Annotated in this window: 19 protein-coding genes; 14 read left to right on the top strand and 5 right to left on the bottom strand. The window is 63.5% G+C overall.

Features of this window, described 5'->3' with window-relative positions; all coding sequences use genetic code 11:
* Nucleotides 1-7: 7 nt before the first annotated feature.
* On the top strand, nucleotides 8-799 hold the full coding sequence (locus tag NY78_RS03640; RefSeq protein WP_043631868.1) for a class I SAM-dependent methyltransferase: 792 nt from the start codon (nucleotides 8-10) through the stop codon (nucleotides 797-799).
* 314 nt (nucleotides 800-1,113) lie between these two features.
* The gene (locus NY78_RS03635; protein ID WP_043631865.1) at nucleotides 1,114-1,356 is read left to right on the top strand and encodes a hypothetical protein; all 243 of its coding nucleotides are present in this window, start codon (nucleotides 1,114-1,116) and stop codon (nucleotides 1,354-1,356) included.
* Nucleotides 1,357-1,446: 90 nt separating this feature from the next.
* Here NY78_RS03635 and NY78_RS03630 read toward each other — a convergent pair whose 3' ends face one another.
* Nucleotides 1,447-2,733: an Nramp family divalent metal transporter gene (locus NY78_RS03630; protein WP_043631863.1), complete on the bottom strand. Its 1,287-nt coding sequence runs from the start codon at nucleotides 2,731-2,733 to the stop codon at nucleotides 1,447-1,449.
* A gap of 138 nt (nucleotides 2,734-2,871) precedes the next feature.
* Here NY78_RS03630 and NY78_RS03625 point away from each other — a divergent pair, with 138 nt between their 5' ends.
* From NY78_RS03625 to NY78_RS03605, 4 genes are all read left to right on the top strand, one after another.
* Nucleotides 2,872-3,342, top strand: a complete 471-nt coding sequence (locus tag NY78_RS03625; RefSeq protein ID WP_043631860.1) for a MarR family winged helix-turn-helix transcriptional regulator — start codon at nucleotides 2,872-2,874, stop codon at nucleotides 3,340-3,342.
* The gene (locus NY78_RS03620) at nucleotides 3,339-4,550 is read left to right on the top strand and encodes an HlyD family secretion protein (protein ID WP_043631858.1); all 1,212 of its coding nucleotides are present in this window, start codon (nucleotides 3,339-3,341) and stop codon (nucleotides 4,548-4,550) included. Before NY78_RS03625 ends, NY78_RS03620 begins: the two co-directional genes overlap by 4 nt.
* A gap of 4 nt (nucleotides 4,551-4,554) precedes the next feature.
* On the top strand, nucleotides 4,555-6,111 hold the full coding sequence (locus tag NY78_RS03615) for a DHA2 family efflux MFS transporter permease subunit (RefSeq protein ID WP_043631854.1): 1,557 nt from the start codon (nucleotides 4,555-4,557) through the stop codon (nucleotides 6,109-6,111).
* Nucleotides 6,112-6,493: 382 nt separating this feature from the next.
* On the top strand, nucleotides 6,494-7,693 hold the full coding sequence (locus NY78_RS03605; protein ID WP_043631848.1) for an iron-containing alcohol dehydrogenase: 1,200 nt from the start codon (nucleotides 6,494-6,496) through the stop codon (nucleotides 7,691-7,693).
* A gap of 283 nt (nucleotides 7,694-7,976) precedes the next feature.
* Here NY78_RS03605 and NY78_RS03600 read toward each other — a convergent pair whose 3' ends face one another.
* Nucleotides 7,977-9,023: a GGDEF domain-containing protein gene (locus NY78_RS03600; protein ID WP_043631847.1), complete on the bottom strand. Its 1,047-nt coding sequence runs from the start codon at nucleotides 9,021-9,023 to the stop codon at nucleotides 7,977-7,979.
* Between the two features lie 164 nt (nucleotides 9,024-9,187).
* Here NY78_RS03600 and NY78_RS03595 point away from each other — a divergent pair, with 164 nt between their 5' ends.
* Genes NY78_RS03595 through NY78_RS03585 form a run of 3 tightly spaced genes read left to right on the top strand, consistent with a single transcriptional unit; the run spans nucleotide 9,188 to nucleotide 11,421 of the window.
* Nucleotides 9,188-9,529, top strand: coding sequence for an STAS domain-containing protein (locus NY78_RS03595; protein ID WP_043631844.1), 342 nt, complete (start codon nucleotides 9,188-9,190; stop codon nucleotides 9,527-9,529).
* 25 nt (nucleotides 9,530-9,554) lie between these two features.
* Nucleotides 9,555-10,220 carry a methyltransferase domain containing protein gene (locus NY78_RS03590; RefSeq protein WP_043631841.1) on the top strand — a complete coding sequence of 222 codons (666 nt, stop codon included), beginning with the start codon at nucleotides 9,555-9,557 and terminating at the stop codon, nucleotides 10,218-10,220.
* Nucleotides 10,221-10,242: 22 nt separating this feature from the next.
* Nucleotides 10,243-11,421, top strand: coding sequence for a GNAT family N-acetyltransferase (locus NY78_RS03585; protein ID WP_231583736.1), 1,179 nt, complete (start codon nucleotides 10,243-10,245; stop codon nucleotides 11,419-11,421).
* 98 nt (nucleotides 11,422-11,519) lie between these two features.
* Here NY78_RS03585 and NY78_RS03580 read toward each other — a convergent pair whose 3' ends face one another.
* On the bottom strand, nucleotides 11,520-11,984 hold the full coding sequence (locus NY78_RS03580; RefSeq protein WP_043631834.1) for a hypothetical protein: 465 nt from the start codon (nucleotides 11,982-11,984) through the stop codon (nucleotides 11,520-11,522).
* 406 nt (nucleotides 11,985-12,390) lie between these two features.
* Here NY78_RS03580 and NY78_RS25400 point away from each other — a divergent pair, with 406 nt between their 5' ends.
* Complete coding sequence (locus NY78_RS25400) at nucleotides 12,391-12,738, top strand: type II toxin-antitoxin system RelE/ParE family toxin (protein WP_043631830.1); 348 nt, start codon at nucleotides 12,391-12,393, stop codon at nucleotides 12,736-12,738.
* Nucleotides 12,739-12,743: 5 nt separating this feature from the next.
* Nucleotides 12,744-13,091 (top strand): helix-turn-helix domain-containing protein, encoded by a 348-nt coding sequence (locus NY78_RS03570; protein ID WP_047960032.1) that lies wholly within the window; start codon nucleotides 12,744-12,746, stop codon nucleotides 13,089-13,091.
* Nucleotides 13,092-13,188: 97 nt separating this feature from the next.
* Here NY78_RS03570 and NY78_RS03565 read toward each other — a convergent pair whose 3' ends face one another.
* Entirely contained in the window at nucleotides 13,189-13,695 is a 507-nt protein-coding gene (locus NY78_RS03565; protein WP_043631826.1) for a 4Fe-4S dicluster domain-containing protein, read from the bottom strand.
* Nucleotides 13,692-14,276, bottom strand: a complete 585-nt coding sequence (locus NY78_RS03560) for a 4Fe-4S binding protein (RefSeq protein ID WP_043631821.1) — start codon at nucleotides 14,274-14,276, stop codon at nucleotides 13,692-13,694. The genes NY78_RS03565 and NY78_RS03560 overlap by 4 nt, the downstream gene beginning before the upstream one ends.
* A gap of 259 nt (nucleotides 14,277-14,535) precedes the next feature.
* Here NY78_RS03560 and NY78_RS03555 point away from each other — a divergent pair, with 259 nt between their 5' ends.
* The 3 genes from NY78_RS03555 to NY78_RS03545 all read left to right on the top strand — a co-directional run bounded on the left by NY78_RS03555 (nucleotide 14,536) and on the right by NY78_RS03545 (nucleotide 18,938).
* The gene (locus NY78_RS03555) at nucleotides 14,536-16,623 is read left to right on the top strand and encodes a molybdopterin-containing oxidoreductase family protein (protein WP_043631817.1); all 2,088 of its coding nucleotides are present in this window, start codon (nucleotides 14,536-14,538) and stop codon (nucleotides 16,621-16,623) included.
* 153 nt (nucleotides 16,624-16,776) lie between these two features.
* Nucleotides 16,777-17,244, top strand: coding sequence for a MarR family winged helix-turn-helix transcriptional regulator (locus NY78_RS03550; RefSeq protein ID WP_043631815.1), 468 nt, complete (start codon nucleotides 16,777-16,779; stop codon nucleotides 17,242-17,244).
* 50 nt (nucleotides 17,245-17,294) lie between these two features.
* Nucleotides 17,295-18,938, top strand: coding sequence for an FmdE family protein (locus tag NY78_RS03545; RefSeq protein WP_043631812.1), 1,644 nt, complete (start codon nucleotides 17,295-17,297; stop codon nucleotides 18,936-18,938).
* The last annotated feature ends 17 nt before the right edge of the window (nucleotides 18,939-18,955 follow it).

Genomic DNA, 18,955 nt, shown 5'->3' with positions numbered 1-18,955 from the left:
AGACGCCATGGATCCCTGGTTCGAGAGCCACTTTGTGCACGCCGCCCGCATTGTTTGCGGCTTTTTGGCTGAATGCGCCCCCCTGGCCGGAGCCCGCATCCTCGATTTCGGTTGCGGCGACGGCATCACCGCCGCCGGCGTGGCCGCCCTGGGAGCCGGGCTGGTCGTCGGCGCGGACATCCATCCGTCGTTTCTCCACCTGCCGCAACTGGCCGCCGCCAATACCGGCAGCCCGGCCCTGCCGGCGAATCTCGCCTTTGCCCAGGTGGGGCCGGATTGCCGGCTGCCCTTTGCCGAAGGAACCTTTGACGCGGCCTACAGTTGGTCGGTGTTCGAGCATCTGCCCGATGTGCCGGCCGCCCTGGCCGCCCTGCGTCTGGCCTTAAAACCCGGCGGGCACTGCCTCATCCAGATCGATCCGCTCTATCTCTCGCCCTTTGGCTCCCATCTGCGCCGCCTGGTGGACATTCCCTGGGGCCATCTGCTCATGAGCACGGCCGCCTTTGTCAAACAGGCCGGCAGCGCCGAAGACGATGCCGACAATACGGAAAAAGGGGACCTGCTCTACAGTCAAAACGACTTCGCCGCCTACCGGAAGCATCTGATCGAACAGTTCCTGGATCTCAACCGCCTCACCGTGCGCCAACTGCTCCACGCCGTCCAGACCTCGGGCCTGACCTTGCTGCGGGCCGTACCAGTGCGCGTCTCCGGCGAGTTCATCCCGCCGCAGTCGCTTTTGTGCGCCTATTCCCCGGACGATCTGCTGACCAGCACCGTGTACCTTCTGCTGCGCCGCTAGCCGGCCGCCTGTACGGCCGCCCTGCGCCGCGCCCGGGAACCGGTGCGCATTGCATTTTTGAAATATGGCGCTGTTTGCCGGCCGCCTTGCCGCCTGCGGCACAGGGCAATGCGCCGCACCCCGCAGCGATGCGCTGTCCGGACGCGGCCGCCAAGCGCCCTTGTGCACCCTGCCCGCCGCCGCCCGTGAGTCGGCAAACCGGCCGAAAGCGCCTGGGACAGCCCTTGGCAGGGGTTTTATGCCAACGCTTCTCTTGCACTCCCCTGCGTAGCGTTATATTCCACGAAAAAATGTTCCGTTCGAGGAGGGATCCCATGAAAAAGTTCATCGTTTTCGCCGCCGCCCTGACCCTGGCCCTGTCCGCTGTCCCGGCCTTTGCCAAAGGCAAAGCCAAGAAGGCCGCCCCCAAAAAGACCTGGCAGTGCACGGTCGGCGCCAACACGGTCATGACCGGCTCTGTGGACGAGTGCATGAAGCTCGGCGGCATGGTCGCCAACTACCCCGGCCCGGACAAGGCCGCCCCGATGAAGGGCAAGGCCAAAAAAGCCAAAAAGTAGTTTCCGTTTTTCGAGGGGAGAACGCCGCCGCCCGGCCTGACCGGACGGCGGCGTTTTTTCGTGGGGCCGTCAGGCCAGCGTGCGGAGCCGTCAGGACAGGGTACTTATGAGCAGCATGATGTTGAGGCCGATGACCACCAGGGCCACCACCGCCAGAACCGCCGTGGTAAAGGGCTTGTTGACATAGGGTCCCATGACGGCCCGGCGCGAGGTCAGGCACAGTTGCATGACGATCGTGATGGGCAGTTGGATGGACAGGACGATCTGGGACCAGATCAGCCCTTTGAGCGGATCGCCCACGAAAAGCACGGCCGCCGCCCCGCCGACCAGGGTGATGACCACACCCATGCGGGAATGGCTGTCGCGGATGTCGTAGGGCTCGCTGAAGATGCCGGCAAAGATGCTGCCGCCGGCCATGCCCGCCGTCACGCTGGAAGCCAGCCCGGCCAAGAGCAGGCTGACGGCGAAAACCAGGCCCGCCGCCGAGCCGAGCAAGGGGTCAAGCAGGGACCGGGCCTGCTCCAGTTCCGACACCGGCAGGCCGTGGCTGAAAAAGGCCGCCGCGGCCAGCAGGATCATGGAGCTGTTGATGCAAAACCCGACCGTCATGGAAAACAGCGTATCCAGATATTCGTACTTGAGTTGGCGTCGGATCATGGCCGGCTCGTCCAGGTTCCACTGCCGGCTCTGGATGACCTCGGAATGCAAAAACAGGTTGTGCGGCATGACTACCGCCCCAAGGACGCTCATGACCACCGGCAGCGACCCTTCGGGCAGCTGCGGGCGCACCCAGCCCACGACCGCCGCCCCCCAGTCGATATGCACCAACGACAGTTCAAAGACGAAGGACATCCCGATCAGCGACACGAAGCCGATGATGTAGCGTTCCAGGTGGCGGTAGGATTTGGAAAAAAGCATCCACAGCACCACAGCCAGCACCATGAGCGTCCCAACGCCAAGGGGCAGCCCAAAGAGCATCCGCAAGGCAATGGCCCCGCCCAACAGCTCGGCCAGGGAGGTTGACACCGAGGCCCCGACAGCCGTGGCCAGGGCCGTTACCGCCACCCCCCGGGGCAAATGGCGCATGGCCGCCTCGGACAGGCAAAGCCCGGTGGCAATGCCGAGATGGGCCGCATTGTGCTGCAACACGATGAGCATCACCGTGGACAGCGTCACCATCCACAAGAGCGCATAGCCGTAGTCCGCGCCGGCCGCCACGTTGGAGGCCCAGTTGCCCGGATCGATAAATCCCACGGTCACAAGCAGTCCCGGCCCGATATATTTAAAAATCTCCAGGGCCGTCAGTCGGGGCCGGACCCGGTCGCGAAACCGGACCATATCCCCCACCGCCTGCCACATCCGATGCAATGCCTGCATGATCGCCTCCTCAAACTTCCCGCCAACCTGTCAGACACCCCCGCCCGGGGCAAGACCTTCCGGAACGTCTTGACGTCAATAGTTGCCATGTATATTTTCCGCACGACAACTTTTCCGCTCGTCCCAGGATGCCCCTTTATGGATGCCAGCACGTTTTACGACATCGACCGCGCCATCGGCTACACCGTGGGCCACGCCGCCGCCAGGATCAAAATGGCCCTTCGCCGGGCCTTTGCCGCCGCCGGCCACGACGTCACCCCGGAGCAGTGGATCGTGCTCTACCGTCTGTGTGAAACCACCGGCATGACCCAGGTGGGCCTGGGCGAACGCACGGTCAAGGACAAGACCTCCATCACCCGCATCCTCGACCGCCTGGAAACGCGAGGCCTCATATCCCGGCGACGCGACGCCCGCGACCGTCGCAGCCAGCGCCTGTTCCCGACGCCCGAAGGCGAAGACGTGGTCCGCGCCCTGGCTCCGGTGGTGCGAAATTTCGCCGCCATCGCCTATGCTGATCTCACCGACGAGGAGGCGACGATCCTGCGCCGCATTCTTGCGCGCATCGAAGCCCGTCTCGACGCCATGCCCGAACCCAAGGACGAACCATGAAACCGCTTTTCCGCCCCAAGCATAAACCCGAAGGCCAGCCGATCAACCGCAAAAAGCGGCTCATGATCATCGCGGCCGCCGCCATCGCCGTCCTGGTCCTTGGCTATGCCATCTACCTGCGGGGCAAGGTCACCACCGACGACGCCTTTGTGGATGGCCGCATCCACCCCATCACCCCCCGGGTGGCCGGCTACGTCAACGAGGCCCCGGTGGAAGACAACCAGCTCGTGGCCGCCGGCGACGTCCTGGCCGTGCTGGACCCCACCGATTTCGAAGTGGCCCTGGCCCAGGCCCGGGCCGATCTGGCCTCGGCCGAAAGCCAGTTCTCGGCCCAGGAACTCGGCGTCCCCCTGCAACGCTCCCAGACCTCGTCCAAGGTGACCTCGGCCAACGCCCAGCTCGAAAGCGAGCAGCGAAGCCTGGAGCAGGCCACCAAGGAACGCGACGCCGCCATCCAGGACGCCGCCCAGATCGAGGCCCAGCTCGACCAGGACAAGCTCGACTGGGGGCGCATCAGCGTCCTTCGCCACAAGGACGCCGTGTCCCAGTCCGACCTCGACACCATCGAAAACAAACGCCGGGCCCACGAGGCCCAGCTGCGGGCGGCCCGGGCCAAGGCCGAAGGGGCCGGACGCCGCCTGGAGTCGATCCTGGCCGACATCAAACGTCTGCGCTCGGAAATCGTTCTGGCCCAGACCGGCGAGGAGCAGGCCGTCATCCAGTCCAAGGAAGCCTCGGCCCAAAAGGCCCGGGTGGAACTGGCCCGGCAAAAGGTCAAGCAGGCCGAACTCAACCTGTCTTACACCCGCATCGTCTCCCCCGTGGCCGGGCATGTGACCAAAAAACAGATCGAATCCGGCCGGCTGGTGGCGGCCGGGCAGGCCCTTATGACCGTCGTCCCCCTGGAAACCAAGGACCTGTGGGTCACGGCCAATTTCAAGGAAACCCAGCTCAAAGACGTGCGCCCGGGGCAGAAGGTCGAAATCGACGTGGACACCTACCCCGGCCATCCCATTACCGGCATCGTGGAGTCCATCATGGCCGGCACCGGCTCGGTCTTCTCGCTGTTCCCCTCGGAAAACGCCTCAGGCAACTACGTGAAGATTGTCCAGCGTATTCCGGTCAAAATCGTTTTCGACAAGGATAACGAGGCGCTGCCGCCGCTTCGTCTGGGCATGAGCGTGGTGCCCACCATCCACACCAACTGATGCGATGGCTGACTCCGCCCCCAATAAATGGCTCATCACCCTGGCGGTGATGATCCCGACGCTGATCGAAATTCTCGACACGTCCATTGCCAACGTGGCCCTCGGGCATATCCAGGGCAGCCTGTCGGCCGGCCAGGACGAGGTCACCTGGGTGCTCACCTCGTACCTGGTCTCCAACGCCATCGTCATCCCGATCAGCGGCTTTCTGTCCAAGGTGCTTGGCCGGCGCAATTATCTGATAGCCTCGGTCGTGATCTTCACCATTGCCAGCATGCTGTGCGGGCTGGCCACAAGCCTTGGCATGCTGGTCTTTTTCCGCATCATCCAGGGCCTTGGCGGCGGCGGGCTGCAACCCATGTCCCAGGCGATCCTGCTCGAAGCCTATCCGCCCCGGGAACGCGGCCTGGCCATGGCCATCTTTGCCATGGGCGCGGTGCTCGGCCCCATCCTCGGCCCGCTCCTTGGCGGCTACATCACCGACAACTATTCCTGGCGCTGGATTTTCAACATCAACGTGCCCGTCGGCATCCTGGCCGTGGCCATGATCTGGCTCTACATCAAGGACCCGGACTATCTGGAGCGGCGCAAGGCCGGGGAATCCGTGGACTACATCGGCCTGGCCCTTTTGACCGTGGGTCTTGGCTGCCTGCAGATCGTGCTCGACAAGGGCCAGCAGGACGACTGGTTCAGTTCGGACTTCATCTTCAGCCTGTCCATTGTGGCCGGCCTCGCCCTGACCGCCTTTCTCATCTGGGAACTGGTCTGCAAACACCCGGTGGTCGATCTCAGAGTGTTCAAGGACCGCAGTTTCGCCACTGGCAACGTGGTCATGTTTTTCGGCTATTTCGCCTTTTTCGGGGCCATTGTGCTGCTCCCGCTCTACCTGCAAAATCTCATGGGCTACTCGGCCTTTCTCGCGGGCGTGGTCCTTGGCCCGGGCGGGCTCATCATGCTGGCCGTGCTGCCCATCGTCGGCAAGATGACCACCAAGATCGACGCCCGCTTCATCTTGTGGGTGGGCCTTTTAATCAGCGGCTATTCGCTGTTTAACATGTCCGGCTTTTCGCTCGACATCGACATCGGCACGGCCATTGCCGCCCGCAACATCCAGGCTGTGGGCATCGCCTTTTTCTTCGTGCCCCTGTCGTATCTGACCATGGCCTACCTCCCGCGCCAAGCCATGAACAACGCCTCGGCGATCTTTAATCTTCTGCGAAACCTGGGTGGCTCCTTTGGCGTGGCCTTTGTCACCACCCTGCTCGCCCGGCGCGCCCAGTTCCACCAATTGCGCCTGACGGAAAATCTCACGCCCTTTGACCTCAACTACCAGACGGCCCAGGATCGCCTGGCCGCCTACCTCGCCCCCAAGCTGCTCGGCATCCACGACGCCGCCCAGACCGCCGGCGCGACCCTCTACCGGCTCATGCTCAGACAGGCCAACGCCATGGCCTTTTGCGACGTGTTCTATGCCCAGGGCCTCATGTTCCTGGGGCTGGCCGTCATGATGTGGATCATGAAAAAACCGCCCATGGGCTCCAAAATGCCCGAGGGGATGCACTGACAAACGCCGGCATTTCGACGATCCGACGTTGCCTCAAGGCCGCCTGCGGGCGGCCTTTTTCATGTCCCTTGTCCCGGCCGGCCGGCCCGGCCGGGACATCTTTTCCCAAAGCCCGTTTCCGGTCCGGGTCATTAATTCCCCGATTCGGACGGGGGTGTTTCTTTTTTACCCATACGCCAAAGGCCCCGCCCCCGCGCTCATTACAGCTGTGTAAACCATCCCCGGAAGCCAACGCCGGGCTGATTTGGCCATCTCGACCGGAACGGCCTGCCTCCATCCCCCCGGAAACAGTCCCGATCCTGGCTGGCACGGGAATTGATAGCGTTTTCCCGGACCGCCGCCTTCAGACGGACCCCGAGCAACCAAGCAAGCGAGGTACGGCATGGGCAGCTGGCAGTGCAAAATCGACATCAACCGAGTCTTTATCCTGCAACCAACCCGGCCGACGACCTATTTCGGCATCGGCGCCCTGGCCAGGATCGACGACATCCTGGCCGGCCTGGCCCAGTCCGGCTGCGACGCCGTCCTGGTCGTCACCGATCCCATTGCCTATAAGGCCAGCACCGCCTGGGACACCGTGCGCCCGGCCCTCAACGCCCACGTCACCTGGGACCATTACGACGGCGTGCGCCCCAATCCGACGTTCGCCAATTGCGAGGCCGCCGCCAAGGCCGGCCGCCTCATAAACGCCAAGGCCGTGTTGGCCATTGGCGGCGGCAGCGCCCTAGACACCGCCAAAACCGCAGCCGTGCTACTGGCCCACCCCGGCAAAAAAGCCGCGGATTTCTTCGAAAAAAACGCCGCCATCACCGCAGCGCTCCCCATCATCGCCATCAACACCACCCACGGCTCCGGCTCGGAATGCAACGCCTTCGCCACGGCCCAGTCCGACGGCGAAGACAAACCGGTCATCCACTCGCCCCACCTCTACCCGGCCTTCACCATCGAAGACCCGAGACTCACCGTCTCCCTGCCGGCCAAACACACCGTGGCCACGGCCGTCGACGCCCTGACCCACGCCCTGGAGACCGCCACCGCCACCACGGCCTCGCCCTATTCCATCTGCCTGGCCAAAGACGCCATCCGCACCATTGCCGCCTTCCTGCCCACAGCCATCCGACAACCCGGCAACCTCACCGCCCGCTATTGGCTCATGTACGCCTCGGCCATTGCCGGCATCAGCTTCGACCTCGGCAGCCTGCACATCACCCACGCCCTGGAACACACCATGAGCACGCTCAATGCCGACGTCACCCACGGCGACGGCCTGGGCATCCTCCTGCCGGCCGTGTTGCGCGAAATCTACCCGGCCACCCCGGAAATCCTGGCCGACCTGCTCCACCCCCTGGCCCCGGACCTGACCGGCAACCCGGGCGAGACCGATACCGCTGTCGAACGTCTCAAACAGTGGTTCGCCAGCATCGGCCAGCCGGCCAGCATGTCCGCCTACTTCACCGGGGCCGACGTGCCGGCGCTCACCCGCCTGGCCGTCAAATCGCCCCTGTCCAAGCAACTCCTGCCTCAGGCCCCCATCCGGGTGGACGGCTCGGTGGTGGAGCGGATCTTTCAGAATTCGTTGTAAGCGGCAGGGACAGCGGAAGACTGAAGCGATTCCATCCCGAGACAAGGGAATTGATGGCCCCAGGCCACAGCCAGAACGGCGCTGTCCCGCAAGACCCGCCGGGGTGCGCCTCTGGACCTGTCAGGGAGAATGCCCTCGCCTCGTCCCGTCCTGCCCCTGGATGGGAGGCATGGCGCGGACGCAGGACGGGGCGGCTGGGGATGCGGGAGGAAATGAAGACTGCGGGACGTCGGCACGCTCGGCCGCCTTGCCGTCTGGATGGTTGGCGCGGCCCCCGCGCCGCCTACCCTTTCACGTACACGCACACCTTGTTTCGCCCGGAGGATTTGGCGATATACAGGGCCTTGTCGGCGGCGTCGACGAGGTGGGCGATGTCGGCGGTGGGACAGTCGGCGAGCAGTTCGGCCACGCCGATGCTGACGTTGATCTTGATGCCGGCCGCCAGGATCTGTCCGTCCGGGTCGCGGATGACGAAGTTGTAGCGTTCGATTTTGCGGCGAATGATGTCGGCCAGCTCTTCGGCTTCCTGTTTGGAGACATCAAGCAGGGTGACGGCGAATTCTTCGCCGCCGTAGCGGGCGGGGAAAATATCGCGGTCCTCAAGCTGCTTCATTTCCTCGGCAAAGCCTTTGAGGATGGCGCCGACAACGACCAGGGCCTGATCGCCGATGCGGTGGCCGTGTTCGTCGTTGAAGCGTTTGAAGTGGTCGATATCGAGCATGAAAAGCGACAGGGGCCGGCGTTCCAGGGTGGACAGGGCCACGGTGCGGCTCATGTGTTCGTCAAACGCCCGACGATTGGAAATGGCGGTCAGGGCGTCGGTGAGGGTGAGCGCCACCATCTTCTCGGCGTCTTCCTCGATCATGGCCACCATGTCTTTGAACCCGCGACGGATGGTGCCAAGCATCCGTTCGACGTCGCCGCCGGATTCCACGGCATCAACGGCAACGCTTTCGAGTTTCTGCACGCCGCCTTTGTGCCGAAACAGCGTGTCCTGGAACTCCTGGACCAGGGCGGCGGTCTCGGCCAGGGTGCGGGTCAGGGCGCGGTTCCAGGGCGCGCTTAAAATGCGTTCGTTGGCCTTGATGACTTCACGAAATTTCTCTTCGGTGAAGTCCCTGGCCCGCAGCACTTCCATGCCCAGGGCCTGGAACTGTTCCTTCTGCTCGTTGTCCAGAAAATCATAGTTCTTGATGCTGCGCATATACAGGATCAACCCGCGCCATTTGGAGTCCTTGGGGACGCCGACCCGGTCGAGCATGGCGCAGACCGATTCGGCACAGACATCGTGCGGACACGGCTTTCTGGCGGATTCCGGGACCTTGTTCATGGGCGGGGTTCACCTCGTGTTGCAACGCAGAGAAGGGCACGCGGGATAGTATACATGCATTTTCGTCCTACCGGAAGGGGCGGGCGGCGGATTGTGCCGGCTTGCCCGTGGGGGGGCGGCATGGTAGGTGTCCGGCCATCGCCCTGAGGCGATTTGGAGGCGCAATGAACTTGGTTGTGACGCAGCAAGGCCGGCTGACCCTGGTGTCCGGCCTGCCCAAAATGTTCGATTATACAGTCTGTCCGGATTTTCAGCGGGAGCTGGCCGCCCATTTGGAAGCCACGCCCGCCGTGTTGGCCTTTGATCTGTCCGGGGTGGATTTCATGGATTCCAGCGCCATTGGCAGCCTCATTACGGTGCGAAACCGGCTGTTGGCCGGCGGCGGGACCGTGGCCCTGTGTTCCATGGGCGAGGGCGTGGCCAAGGTGCTGCGCATTGCCGATCTGGGCAAGGTGTTTGCCCTGTATCCCGATACGGCATCGGCCCTGGCCGCCTGTCAGGCCTGATCCTTCCCTCCCGGCCGTTTCCAGCATGTTGATCCGCTACACCCCTGGCGCAACCGGCCCGGCCGCGCAGTTGCGTCGGGCGGTCCGGGCCGTGCTCTATCTGCCGACCGCCTGCCGCATGGCGGCCGATTCCTGCTATCCCTGGCTCAATGCCGGCGCGGTCCGCTTCCTCAATCGCCGCCTCACCCGCCGTATGATCGGGTTTGAGTGGGGCGGCGGCCGCAGCACGGTCTTTATCGCCCGGCGGGTGCTCACCCTGGTCACGGTCGAGCACAACGCCAAATGGCGGCGAAAGACGGCGGCCCTGCTGGCCCGGCACTGCATCGGCAATGTCCAAAGCCGCTTCCTGCCGCCCGGGGATGCGCCCGGACACCCCCAGGCCCGGCCGGCCATCTGGCAGCGCCTGGGCCATGTCCATCGACGGCCGGAGTTTGCCGCCTACAGCGACGCCATCCTGGATTTCCCCGAAGACAGCCTGGATTTCGTCATCATCGACGGCCGGGCCAGGGTCGAATGCGCGCTCAATGCCATAAGCCGGGTGCGGCCGGGCGGGTTCCTGGTGCTGGACAACAGCGAATGGGAAAAATACGCCCCGATCTTTGCCATAACCGCCGGCTGGACGCGCCAGGACTTTGAAAACGGCGTGTGGCGCACCAGTATTTTATGCCGGCCTGTCGCGGCCGGCGGGTGACAGGAGCGCCGCCAAGGCTTATATGCCGGCTATGACAGTCCCCAACGAGCAGCTCACCCTGCGCTTTGCCCGGTCCATGTCCGAAATCGACGGCCCAGCCTGGAACGCCCTGGCCGAGCCCCTGGATACCCCTTTTTTCGAATGGGAATGGCTGAAACTCTTAGAGGATTCCGGCAGCGCCGCCCCGGCCCGGGGCTGGTATCCCAACCACCTCATCGCCAGCTCCGGCGGCCGGCTCATCGGCGCGCTGCCCATGTACCTCAAGTGGCATTCCGACGGCGAATTCGTCTTCGACCAGCTCTGGGCCGAGGCCGCAGTGCGCCTGGGCCTGCCCTACTATCCGCGTCTGGTCGGGGCCACGCCGTTTACGCCGGCCACGGGCATGCGCTTTCTCATGGCCCCCGACGTCAACCAGATGCGCCTGTCGCGGCGGCTGTTTGAGACCATGGAGCAGTACTGCCAGGGCAACGGCATCCAGGGCGCGGCGCTCCTTTTTACCGAACCGGAGTTTGCCGCCTCGGCCGAGGACTACGGGTTCTCCACCTGGCGGCACCAGGGCTATATGTGGCGCAACCGGGGCTTTGCCGATTTCGAGGCGTTCCTGGGAACGCTCAACGCCAACCGGCGAAAGGCCATCCACCGTGAACGCAAAGCCCTGGCCGATGCCGGCGTGACCGTCGAGATCGTGGCCGGCTCCGACATCCCGGACTCGTTTTTCCCGCTCATGCAGCGCCTCTACGAACGGACCAACACCAAGTTCGGCCCCTGGGGCTGCCGCTACCTCACCGACGAATTCTTCGAGGGCATGGCCGGCGCGTTCCGCCACCGGCTGGCCTTTGCCGCCGCCTACCGGCCCCGCCGGCGCGATCCCATCGCCCTGGCCATGCTGGCCGGCAAGAACGACATCCTCTACGGCCGCTACTGGGGCGCCTTCGAGGACGTGCCGTTTCTCCACTTCGAGCTGTGCTACTACGCCCCCATCGCCTACGCCATCGCAAACGGCATCACCCGCTACGATCCCGGCATGGGCGGCGCACACAAGGCCCGGCGGGGATTCGTGTCCGTTTCAAGCTACAGCGCCCACCGCTTCTTCGACCCGCGCATGGACATGATCTTTCGCACCCACATCGACCGGGTCAACCAACTCGAAAAGAACTATATCAATGAATTAAATGATTTGCTGCCGGCGCGACGGGGGTAGTGAGTGGATCACAGGCAGCACGAATACGCCGCAAGACAGGCAACCATGGCCAAGACAGGTGAGCGGAACGGTTAGCCAGGGAAAAGCCATGTGCCGGGCTATCGACCAAGGGACGCCACGAAAAGAGCAAAGAGCCTGAATAATCCGCAGCATATTACCAAAAATCCCACCGCCATGAATTCTTGCAAGGCAATTGCCGCCGCAGCCCGCAACAAGCCGAGACGCTTTCCGCCACCCAGCCGCACGAACCAAGCACAAAGGAGAGTCTGAACAACGAACAGCAACATCAAAGCATAAACAGCTATGTCGAGAAACTTCCATTCTCTTGTTATTATACTAATAAATTTATTTAAAATCACACAGACAATAATTACATCTGGCCAAAAGCAACACACAAGATATAACAATCTCGCTGCGAATGGAAATAAGACAGATGCCAGACACACAACTTTAAGTACATCATAAAAATCGTGCTTCCCTTTGGTCACAAACCAAAGCGCCCCCTGCAGCAACAGCACGCCAGGAACAAAATACAGACAACTGAGCACTATCCAGAGAAACATCGTTCGTTTCCGTATCCTTTGCGATAACGGCTCAGACCAATACGCATCACTGCTTCAGCCACACGAAAAGCGCCTCTTCAAAGGATGCCCTAGTCGTTTGCAAGGCCAAGCACTGTAATGCGCTCAGCTTATAGTTTGTTGTATAATTTTTCTTACTTCAAGAATAATATTTCGTCATCCTCCAGGCCAAGTCGACACCACGCCAGATCCCGCAGGCCTCCGTTTGACGACACGGCACGAGTGGGGACAACGCTTTGCCTCTGCGGGCGGGGCCGCATCCCACCTCCCAACCGCAGCAACGATACAGGGCCAGCCCCCGGGATACCCTCCCGCAGACCGGCCCAAAATATCATGTAACCAACCCCTCGTGCCTTGACGCCTGTCGTCCACTGCACTACCTTGAGCCATGTTCCCGCCGCCGATCACGGTCGTCGAAACGGCGACATTTAAAAACGACGCCGACAGCCTGCTCGGCGAAGAGGAACGGCTCGAACTCATCACCTCGCTGGCGCGCAATCCCGAAGCCGGCAAGGTGATGCCCGGCACGGGAGGCGTGCGCAAGCTGCGTTTTGCCAGGGCGCATGAAGGGAAAAGCGGCGGCTACCGGGTCATCTACTATTTCTATAACGAAGATATGCCCCTGTTTGCCCTCATGCTCTATCCGAAAAACGCAAAATGCTCCCTCACCCAGGGAGAACGCAACGCGCTTAAGCAACTGGCCCGGGAACTGATCGACTCCTACAATCCGAGGTGACCGTCATGACCGCCATGGGTGAAAAACTGCTGCAAAGCATGCGCGAGGCCGTGGCCTACGCCAAGGGCGAGGCAGGAACCGAGGACTACCGGGTCCACGCCGTATCGGTGGACGTCCGCGAGATCCGCAAAAAGCTCAAGATGACGCAAAAGCACTTTGCCCAGGAGTTCGGCTTTTCTCTGGACACCCTGCGTCACTGGGAACAGAAACGCCGTACGCCGGAGGGTCCGGCCAGGGCCTATCTGCTCGTCATTTCCCAAAATCCCGACGCGGTGCGAACAGCCCTGCAAAGCGCCGCGCAAACGCCTCCCCCGACGACTTCCCCAAAGGGAGTCCCCGCCGCAAGCGCCTAGAAACGCCCCGTTCCCTGCCCAGACCAAACACAACGGGCCGACGCCCGGGAGACTCTCCCGGACGCCGGCCCGAAACGATTGCCGTCAGACGGCCGGGCTAACTCTGTCTTAACAGCAGCCGCTTGCCGTAGACGTCGCGCTCATCCTCGTTTTTTTTTCCAGGCCGCACAAAGCGCAGGGCGTGGGCGGTGCAGCCGGTCACGCAGGACGGGTCCAGGCCGTCGTCGAGGCGCTCGCGGCAATAGTCGCACTTGACCACCTTGCCGGTGGCTTCGTTCCACTGGGGAATGCGCCAGGGACAGGCCTGGATGCAGGCCTTGCAGCCCACGCACAGCTCTTCCTTGACGTAGACGATGCCGTCTTCCTCGCGCCGGAACATCGCGCCGGTCGGGCAGGCCGGGACGCACCACGGCCGCTCGCAGTGAAAGCACGACATGTAGAGGTTCAACAGGCGCGGTTTGCCCTTGACCATGTCCGGGCCGATGGAAACCAGCTTGCCGGGCTTGGCCGAGGGCGGCACGGCGTTTTTGACCTGGCAATGCACTTCGCAGGCGTGGCAGCTGATGCAGCGCTTCTTGTCCAGTTGGATCATGTACTTGCTCATGCGTGTTCCTCCAAGGGGGCAGCCGGCGACGAGGCCGGGACGTTGGCCGCCTGCCGCGCCAGCCGGGCCAGCAGGTCGAGGCGGAAGTCCGCGCGCGAAGCGCCGACGAAATAGGCGTGGCCGGAAAAGCGCAGCGAATCCACGGGACAGGCCTTGACGCACTGGCCGCACAGGCTGCACAGGGAATAGTCGTAATAAAACGCGCCCGGGACCTTGCACCCCTTCTGGGGAGCCGGGGCCATGACCGCGGCCCGGGCAATCAGCTCGCCGGCCATCTCCACCCCTTCCATGTTCTCGTGCCCGTCGACGCTGCCGCTGCCAACAGCGCAGCCCACGCCCAGGCATTGGGACGGACAGGCCCGAACACAGGCCCCGCAGGCGATGCAACGCGGCAGGGCCGGATTGTCCTCGCGGCCAATCAGTTCCACATGGCCCCGATAGGTGTCGAGATTGCCCACTTCCTGGCGGGGATAGATGACCGTCACGGCCGGCCGGGTAAAGGCCTTGCCCGTGATGCCCAGACCGACGAACAGGCTTTTAAGCCCGGTCGCCGCTTCGCTGATCAGATCGGCTAGAGACACGCTTGACCTCCCGGGGACTTCGCCCCTTGGACCAAAGCCATGGTTTCCCCCAGTCTAAACGGGTTTTTAGCGGCCTTGTCAACGGATGGGGCACAAGTTCCCGGCTTCACAATCATCTTGGTCTCAGGGCGTGATTCTTTAGAATGCACGTTCCTCATTTCACAACACTTTTTCCTTGCCACGAATCACGATTTCCTGCTAGTGCGTGAAGACTCAAAACTCTCCGGCACACGCAACGCCGCCTCAATCGGAGCAACTCATGAATCGAAAAAACGTCTACAGCGTCTGCGGCATGTGCACCGTACGGTGCCCGATGATGGTCACGGTCGAGGGCAACAAGGTGGTGTACCTGCAGGGCAACCCCCATGCCGCCGGCATCAAGGGGGCGCTTTGCGCCCGCGGCGCGGCTGGCGGGGCGCTTATCGCCGATGACGAGCGGCCCCAGTTTCCCATGATCCGTGCCGGGGCGCGCGGCGAAGGCAAATGGCGCAAGGCGTCCTGGGAAGAAGCCCTGGCCTACGTTGCCGGCGAACTCTCCCGTATCCGCGAGGCCCACGGCGCACGCTCCATCCTGCTCTCCGACCGGGGCGGCCCGTTCCGCGACATGCACCGGGCCTTTCTAAAAGGCCTTGGCAGCCCCAACTACTGCAACCACGATTCGGCCTGCGCCAGAAACGTCCAGCACGCCGCCCTGTCCCTGTTCGGCTTCGGCCGCAAGGACGTGGCCTACGACTACAAGAACAGCAAGCATGTCGTCTTGCAGACCAGAAACATCTTCGAAGCCATCAACGTCAAAGAGGTCAACGATCTCCTGGACGCCAAAGACGCCGGCTGCAAGATCACCTGCATCGACGTGCGTTCCACCGTGACCGCCGCCAAAGCCGACACCTTTCTCATGGTGCGCCCGGGCACGGACTATGCGTTAAACCTGGCCGTCATCCACGAACTGCTCACCCGCGATCTCTACGACAAGGACTTCGCTGCCGCCTGGATCAATGATCTCGACGCCTTGCGGGCCTTTGTCGCGCCGTATGACGCCGACTTCGCCGCGGCCGAGACCGGCCTGCCAGCCCGGCGCATCCGCGAGCTGGCCGACCAGCTGGCCGCCGCCGCGCCGGCCGTCATCTGGCATCCCGGCTGGATGACCGCCCGCTACGGCGATTCCTTCAACGTCTGCCGCACCGCCTACATCATAAACGCCCTGCTCGGCTCCATCGGGGCCAAGGGCGGCCTGCCCCAGATGAACAAGCCGGCCCATGTCGGCCGAAAGGGTCTCAAGCAGCTTGTGGATCTCTTCCCCAAGCCCGAAGACAAGCGGGTGGACGGCGTGGGCTGGATGGAAGGCCGCAGCCACTTCGAAGCCGGTCCGGGACTGGTCAATCTGGCCATCGAAGCCATCGCCACCGGCCAGCCCTATCCCATCAAGGCCTATATCGTGCACCGCCACGATCCGCTCATGTCCTTTCCGGACACGGCCGACGTCAAAAAGAAGCTTGATAACCTGGAGCTGCTCGTCTCGGTCACCTTCTCCTGGTCGGACACGGCCTGGTATTCCGACGTGGTGCTGCCCATGTCGCCCTACCTCGAACGCGAATCCATGATCGCCTCCAAGGCCGGGGCCGCGCCGCAGTTTTTCGTGCGAAAGCGCGCCCTGGCTCCCCGCTTCGACACCCGGGCCGACTGGGAGATCTACCGCGATCTGGCCCGGCACATGGGCTTAAAAGAGCTTGATTTCGACTCCATCGAGGCCATCTGGGACTTCCAGCTCAAGGACACCGGGGTCGCCATGGCCGATTTCGAGGCCACGGGCATGGTCAAGCTCGGCGGCCCGCTCCTGCGGCCGTTGGACGAAAAAAGCTTCAAGACGCCGTCCGGCAAGATCGAGATCCTCTCGGCCAAGCTTGCGGCCGACGGCCTGGAGTCGCTGGCCCCCTACGTCTCCCCGGCCGCGCCGCCCCAGGGCCGCTACCGCATCAGCTTTGGCCGCATCGGGCTGCACACCCAGGGCCACACCGTCAACAACCCGCTGCTCTTTGCCCAGATGCCGGAAAACGAGCTGTGGATTAACGATGTTGAAGCCGGCAAGCTCGGCATTGCCGACGGGGCCATGGTGGAAGTGCGCAACGGCTCCCATGCAGGCACGCTGCGGGCCAAGGTCACCGAGGGCATACATCCCGAGACGGTCTTCATGGTGCATGGCTTCGGCCACACCCTGCCGGTGGAGAGCCGGGCCAGAGGCCGCGGCGTGGCCGACAACGAGCTTATGCCCCAGGGCATTGCCAACTGGGACAAAGGCGGCGGCGGCGTGTGCATGCAGGAGCACTTCGTGACGGTGCAGCCGGCCTGATCCGTTGGTTCCGACGACGAGGGGAGTGTTGCGCCGTTGGCCACACTCCCCTGCCGCCACAGTCAGGAACCGTGTCCAAAATCCGTCATCGCTGTCACGGTTTCCTGAAAAATCGTTGACCAAACGGCATCAGGCCGTTATGTTAAAAACATCATGGATGGTTCACTGCTCACCCCCGAGGACGTTCGTCCCTTTCCATTGCGCCAATCCCTGGGCTTTCTGCTGGTGCGCACCGCGCTCAAGCTACGCCTGCTCGGCAACACGATTCTCCAGGACGCCGGCGAAGACATCACCGTGGACCAATGGGGCATCTTGAATCTCTTGTGGGAAAGCGACGGCCAGACGCCGGTGGAACTGGCCCGGCGCGCCGACAAGGACAAGCCCAACGTCACCCGCCTGCTCAAAATTCTCGAAGACAAAGCACTGGTGATGCGAAAGCCCGATCCCAAGGACCGGCGCAGCCATCGCATCCACCTGACCGAGGCCGGCAACGCCCTCAAAGACAAGCTCCTCGAACTGGGCGTCCAGTGCCTGGAACGCGCCTGTCTGGGCCTTTCCAGCCAGGAAGTCGCCACGCTCAAAGCTCTGCTCAATCGCGTCTACGCCAACGTTTCCGAGTAACCCAACCGGGCCGCTGCCTCTTGTGCGGACGGACGCCTACGGGATGTACTATGTCAAAAATGACCGAGCTCAAGGCTCATGACAGCTCTATTGGCCCCCACACCTTTGAAGAATTTCTGGGCGTGGCCGCCGCCTTCCACGGCAATCCCGCCCCGGGGCTTATCATCGGCGGCTTCATGGTCGACGCGGCCCGGTCCATGCTGCCGGAAGGGACGCTCTTCGACGCCGTGGTCGAGACCAAAAAATGCCTGCCCGACGCCGTGCAGATCCTGACCCCGCCAAGCTACGGCAACGGCTGGATGCGGGTCATCAACCTCGGCCGCTATGCCTTAAGTCTCTATGACAAGTTCACCGGCCAAGGCTATCGGGCCTGGCTTGATCCTGTTCACCTGGGCAACTGGCCGGAAATCCAGGCCTGGTTTTTAAAGACCAAGCCGAAAAAAGAACAAGACCGGGCCGTGCTTTTTGCCGAGATCAAGGCCGCCGCCCGCAGCATCTGCCTGCTTGCGCCGGTGACCATCCGCCCCGCGTTTATGATCAAGCCCAACATGGGGGCCATTGCCGTGTGCCCGGCCTGCGGCGAAGGCTACCCCAAAGCCGACGGGGCCATCTGCCGCGGCTGCGCCGGCGAGGCGCCGTATGTCATCGAATCCGACTCCCCGCGCCTGCGGGCCGTGCCGGTGGGCGAAGCGGCCGGACGCCGGGTGCTCCACGACATGACCCGCATCGTGCCGGGCGAGTCCAAGGGCGTGGAATTTGAGGCCGGGGCCGACATCCACGCCGGCGACGTCTGCCGGCTGCAGACCATGGGCAAAAACAGCCTGTACGTCGAAGACCTGTCCGAGCCGCTGGGCGATTTCGTCCACGAAAACGAGGCCGCCCTGGCCTTTGCCCAGGCCATGGCCGGGGTGGGGCTGGTCACTTCCGGCCCGCCGCGCGAAGGCAAGGTGGAACTGGTGGCCGAGGCCGGAGGCCTCTTGACCGTGGCCCGGGACCGGTTGGTGGCCTTCAACTGCATCGAAGGCGTCATGTGCGCCTCGCGCCAGTCCCATCTCGTGGTCGAGGCGGGCAAGGCCGTGGCCGGCTGCCGGGCCATCCCGCTCTATCTGCCGCGCCGCGTCTTTGACGTGGCCATGCGGGTGCTGGCCGACGGACCGCTGTTCACCATCCGGCCCATCCGCCAGACCAGGGCCGGGGTGCTGGTCACGGGCACGGAGATCTATTCCGGCATCATCGAAGACAAGTTCGAGCCGGTGGTGCGGGCCAAGATCGAGGCCCTGGCCGGCGAGGTCGTGGCCGTGCGCAAGGTCCCGGACGACCGGGCCGCCGTGGCTGCGGCCGTGGCCGAACTGCTGGCCGCCGGGGCCGATCTCATCGTCACCACGGCCGGGTTGTCCGTGGACCCTGACGACGTCACCCGCCAGGGCCTGGACGACGCCGGGCTGACCGACGCCGTGCACGGGATGCCGGTGTTGCCCGGAGCCATGGCCATTGTCGGACACATTGGCGGGGCCGACGTCATCGGCGTGCCGGCCTGCGCCCTTTTTCACCGCACCACCAGCTTTGACCTGCTCCTGCCCCGGGTGCTGGCCGGACTGACGCTCACCCGTCACGATCTGGCCGAGCTGGCCGAAGGCTCCATGTGCCTGTCGTGCCGCTCGTGTACCTACCCCAAATGCCCGTTTGGCAAATAACCGCCCCTTGACCGGCC

This window comes from Desulfovibrio sp. TomC (genome assembly GCF_000801335.2).
Classification (GTDB): domain Bacteria; phylum Desulfobacterota; class Desulfovibrionia; order Desulfovibrionales; family Desulfovibrionaceae; genus Solidesulfovibrio.
The sequence above is the reverse complement of the archived record's forward strand: the minus strand, read 5'-3'. Positions and strand labels throughout refer to the sequence as shown.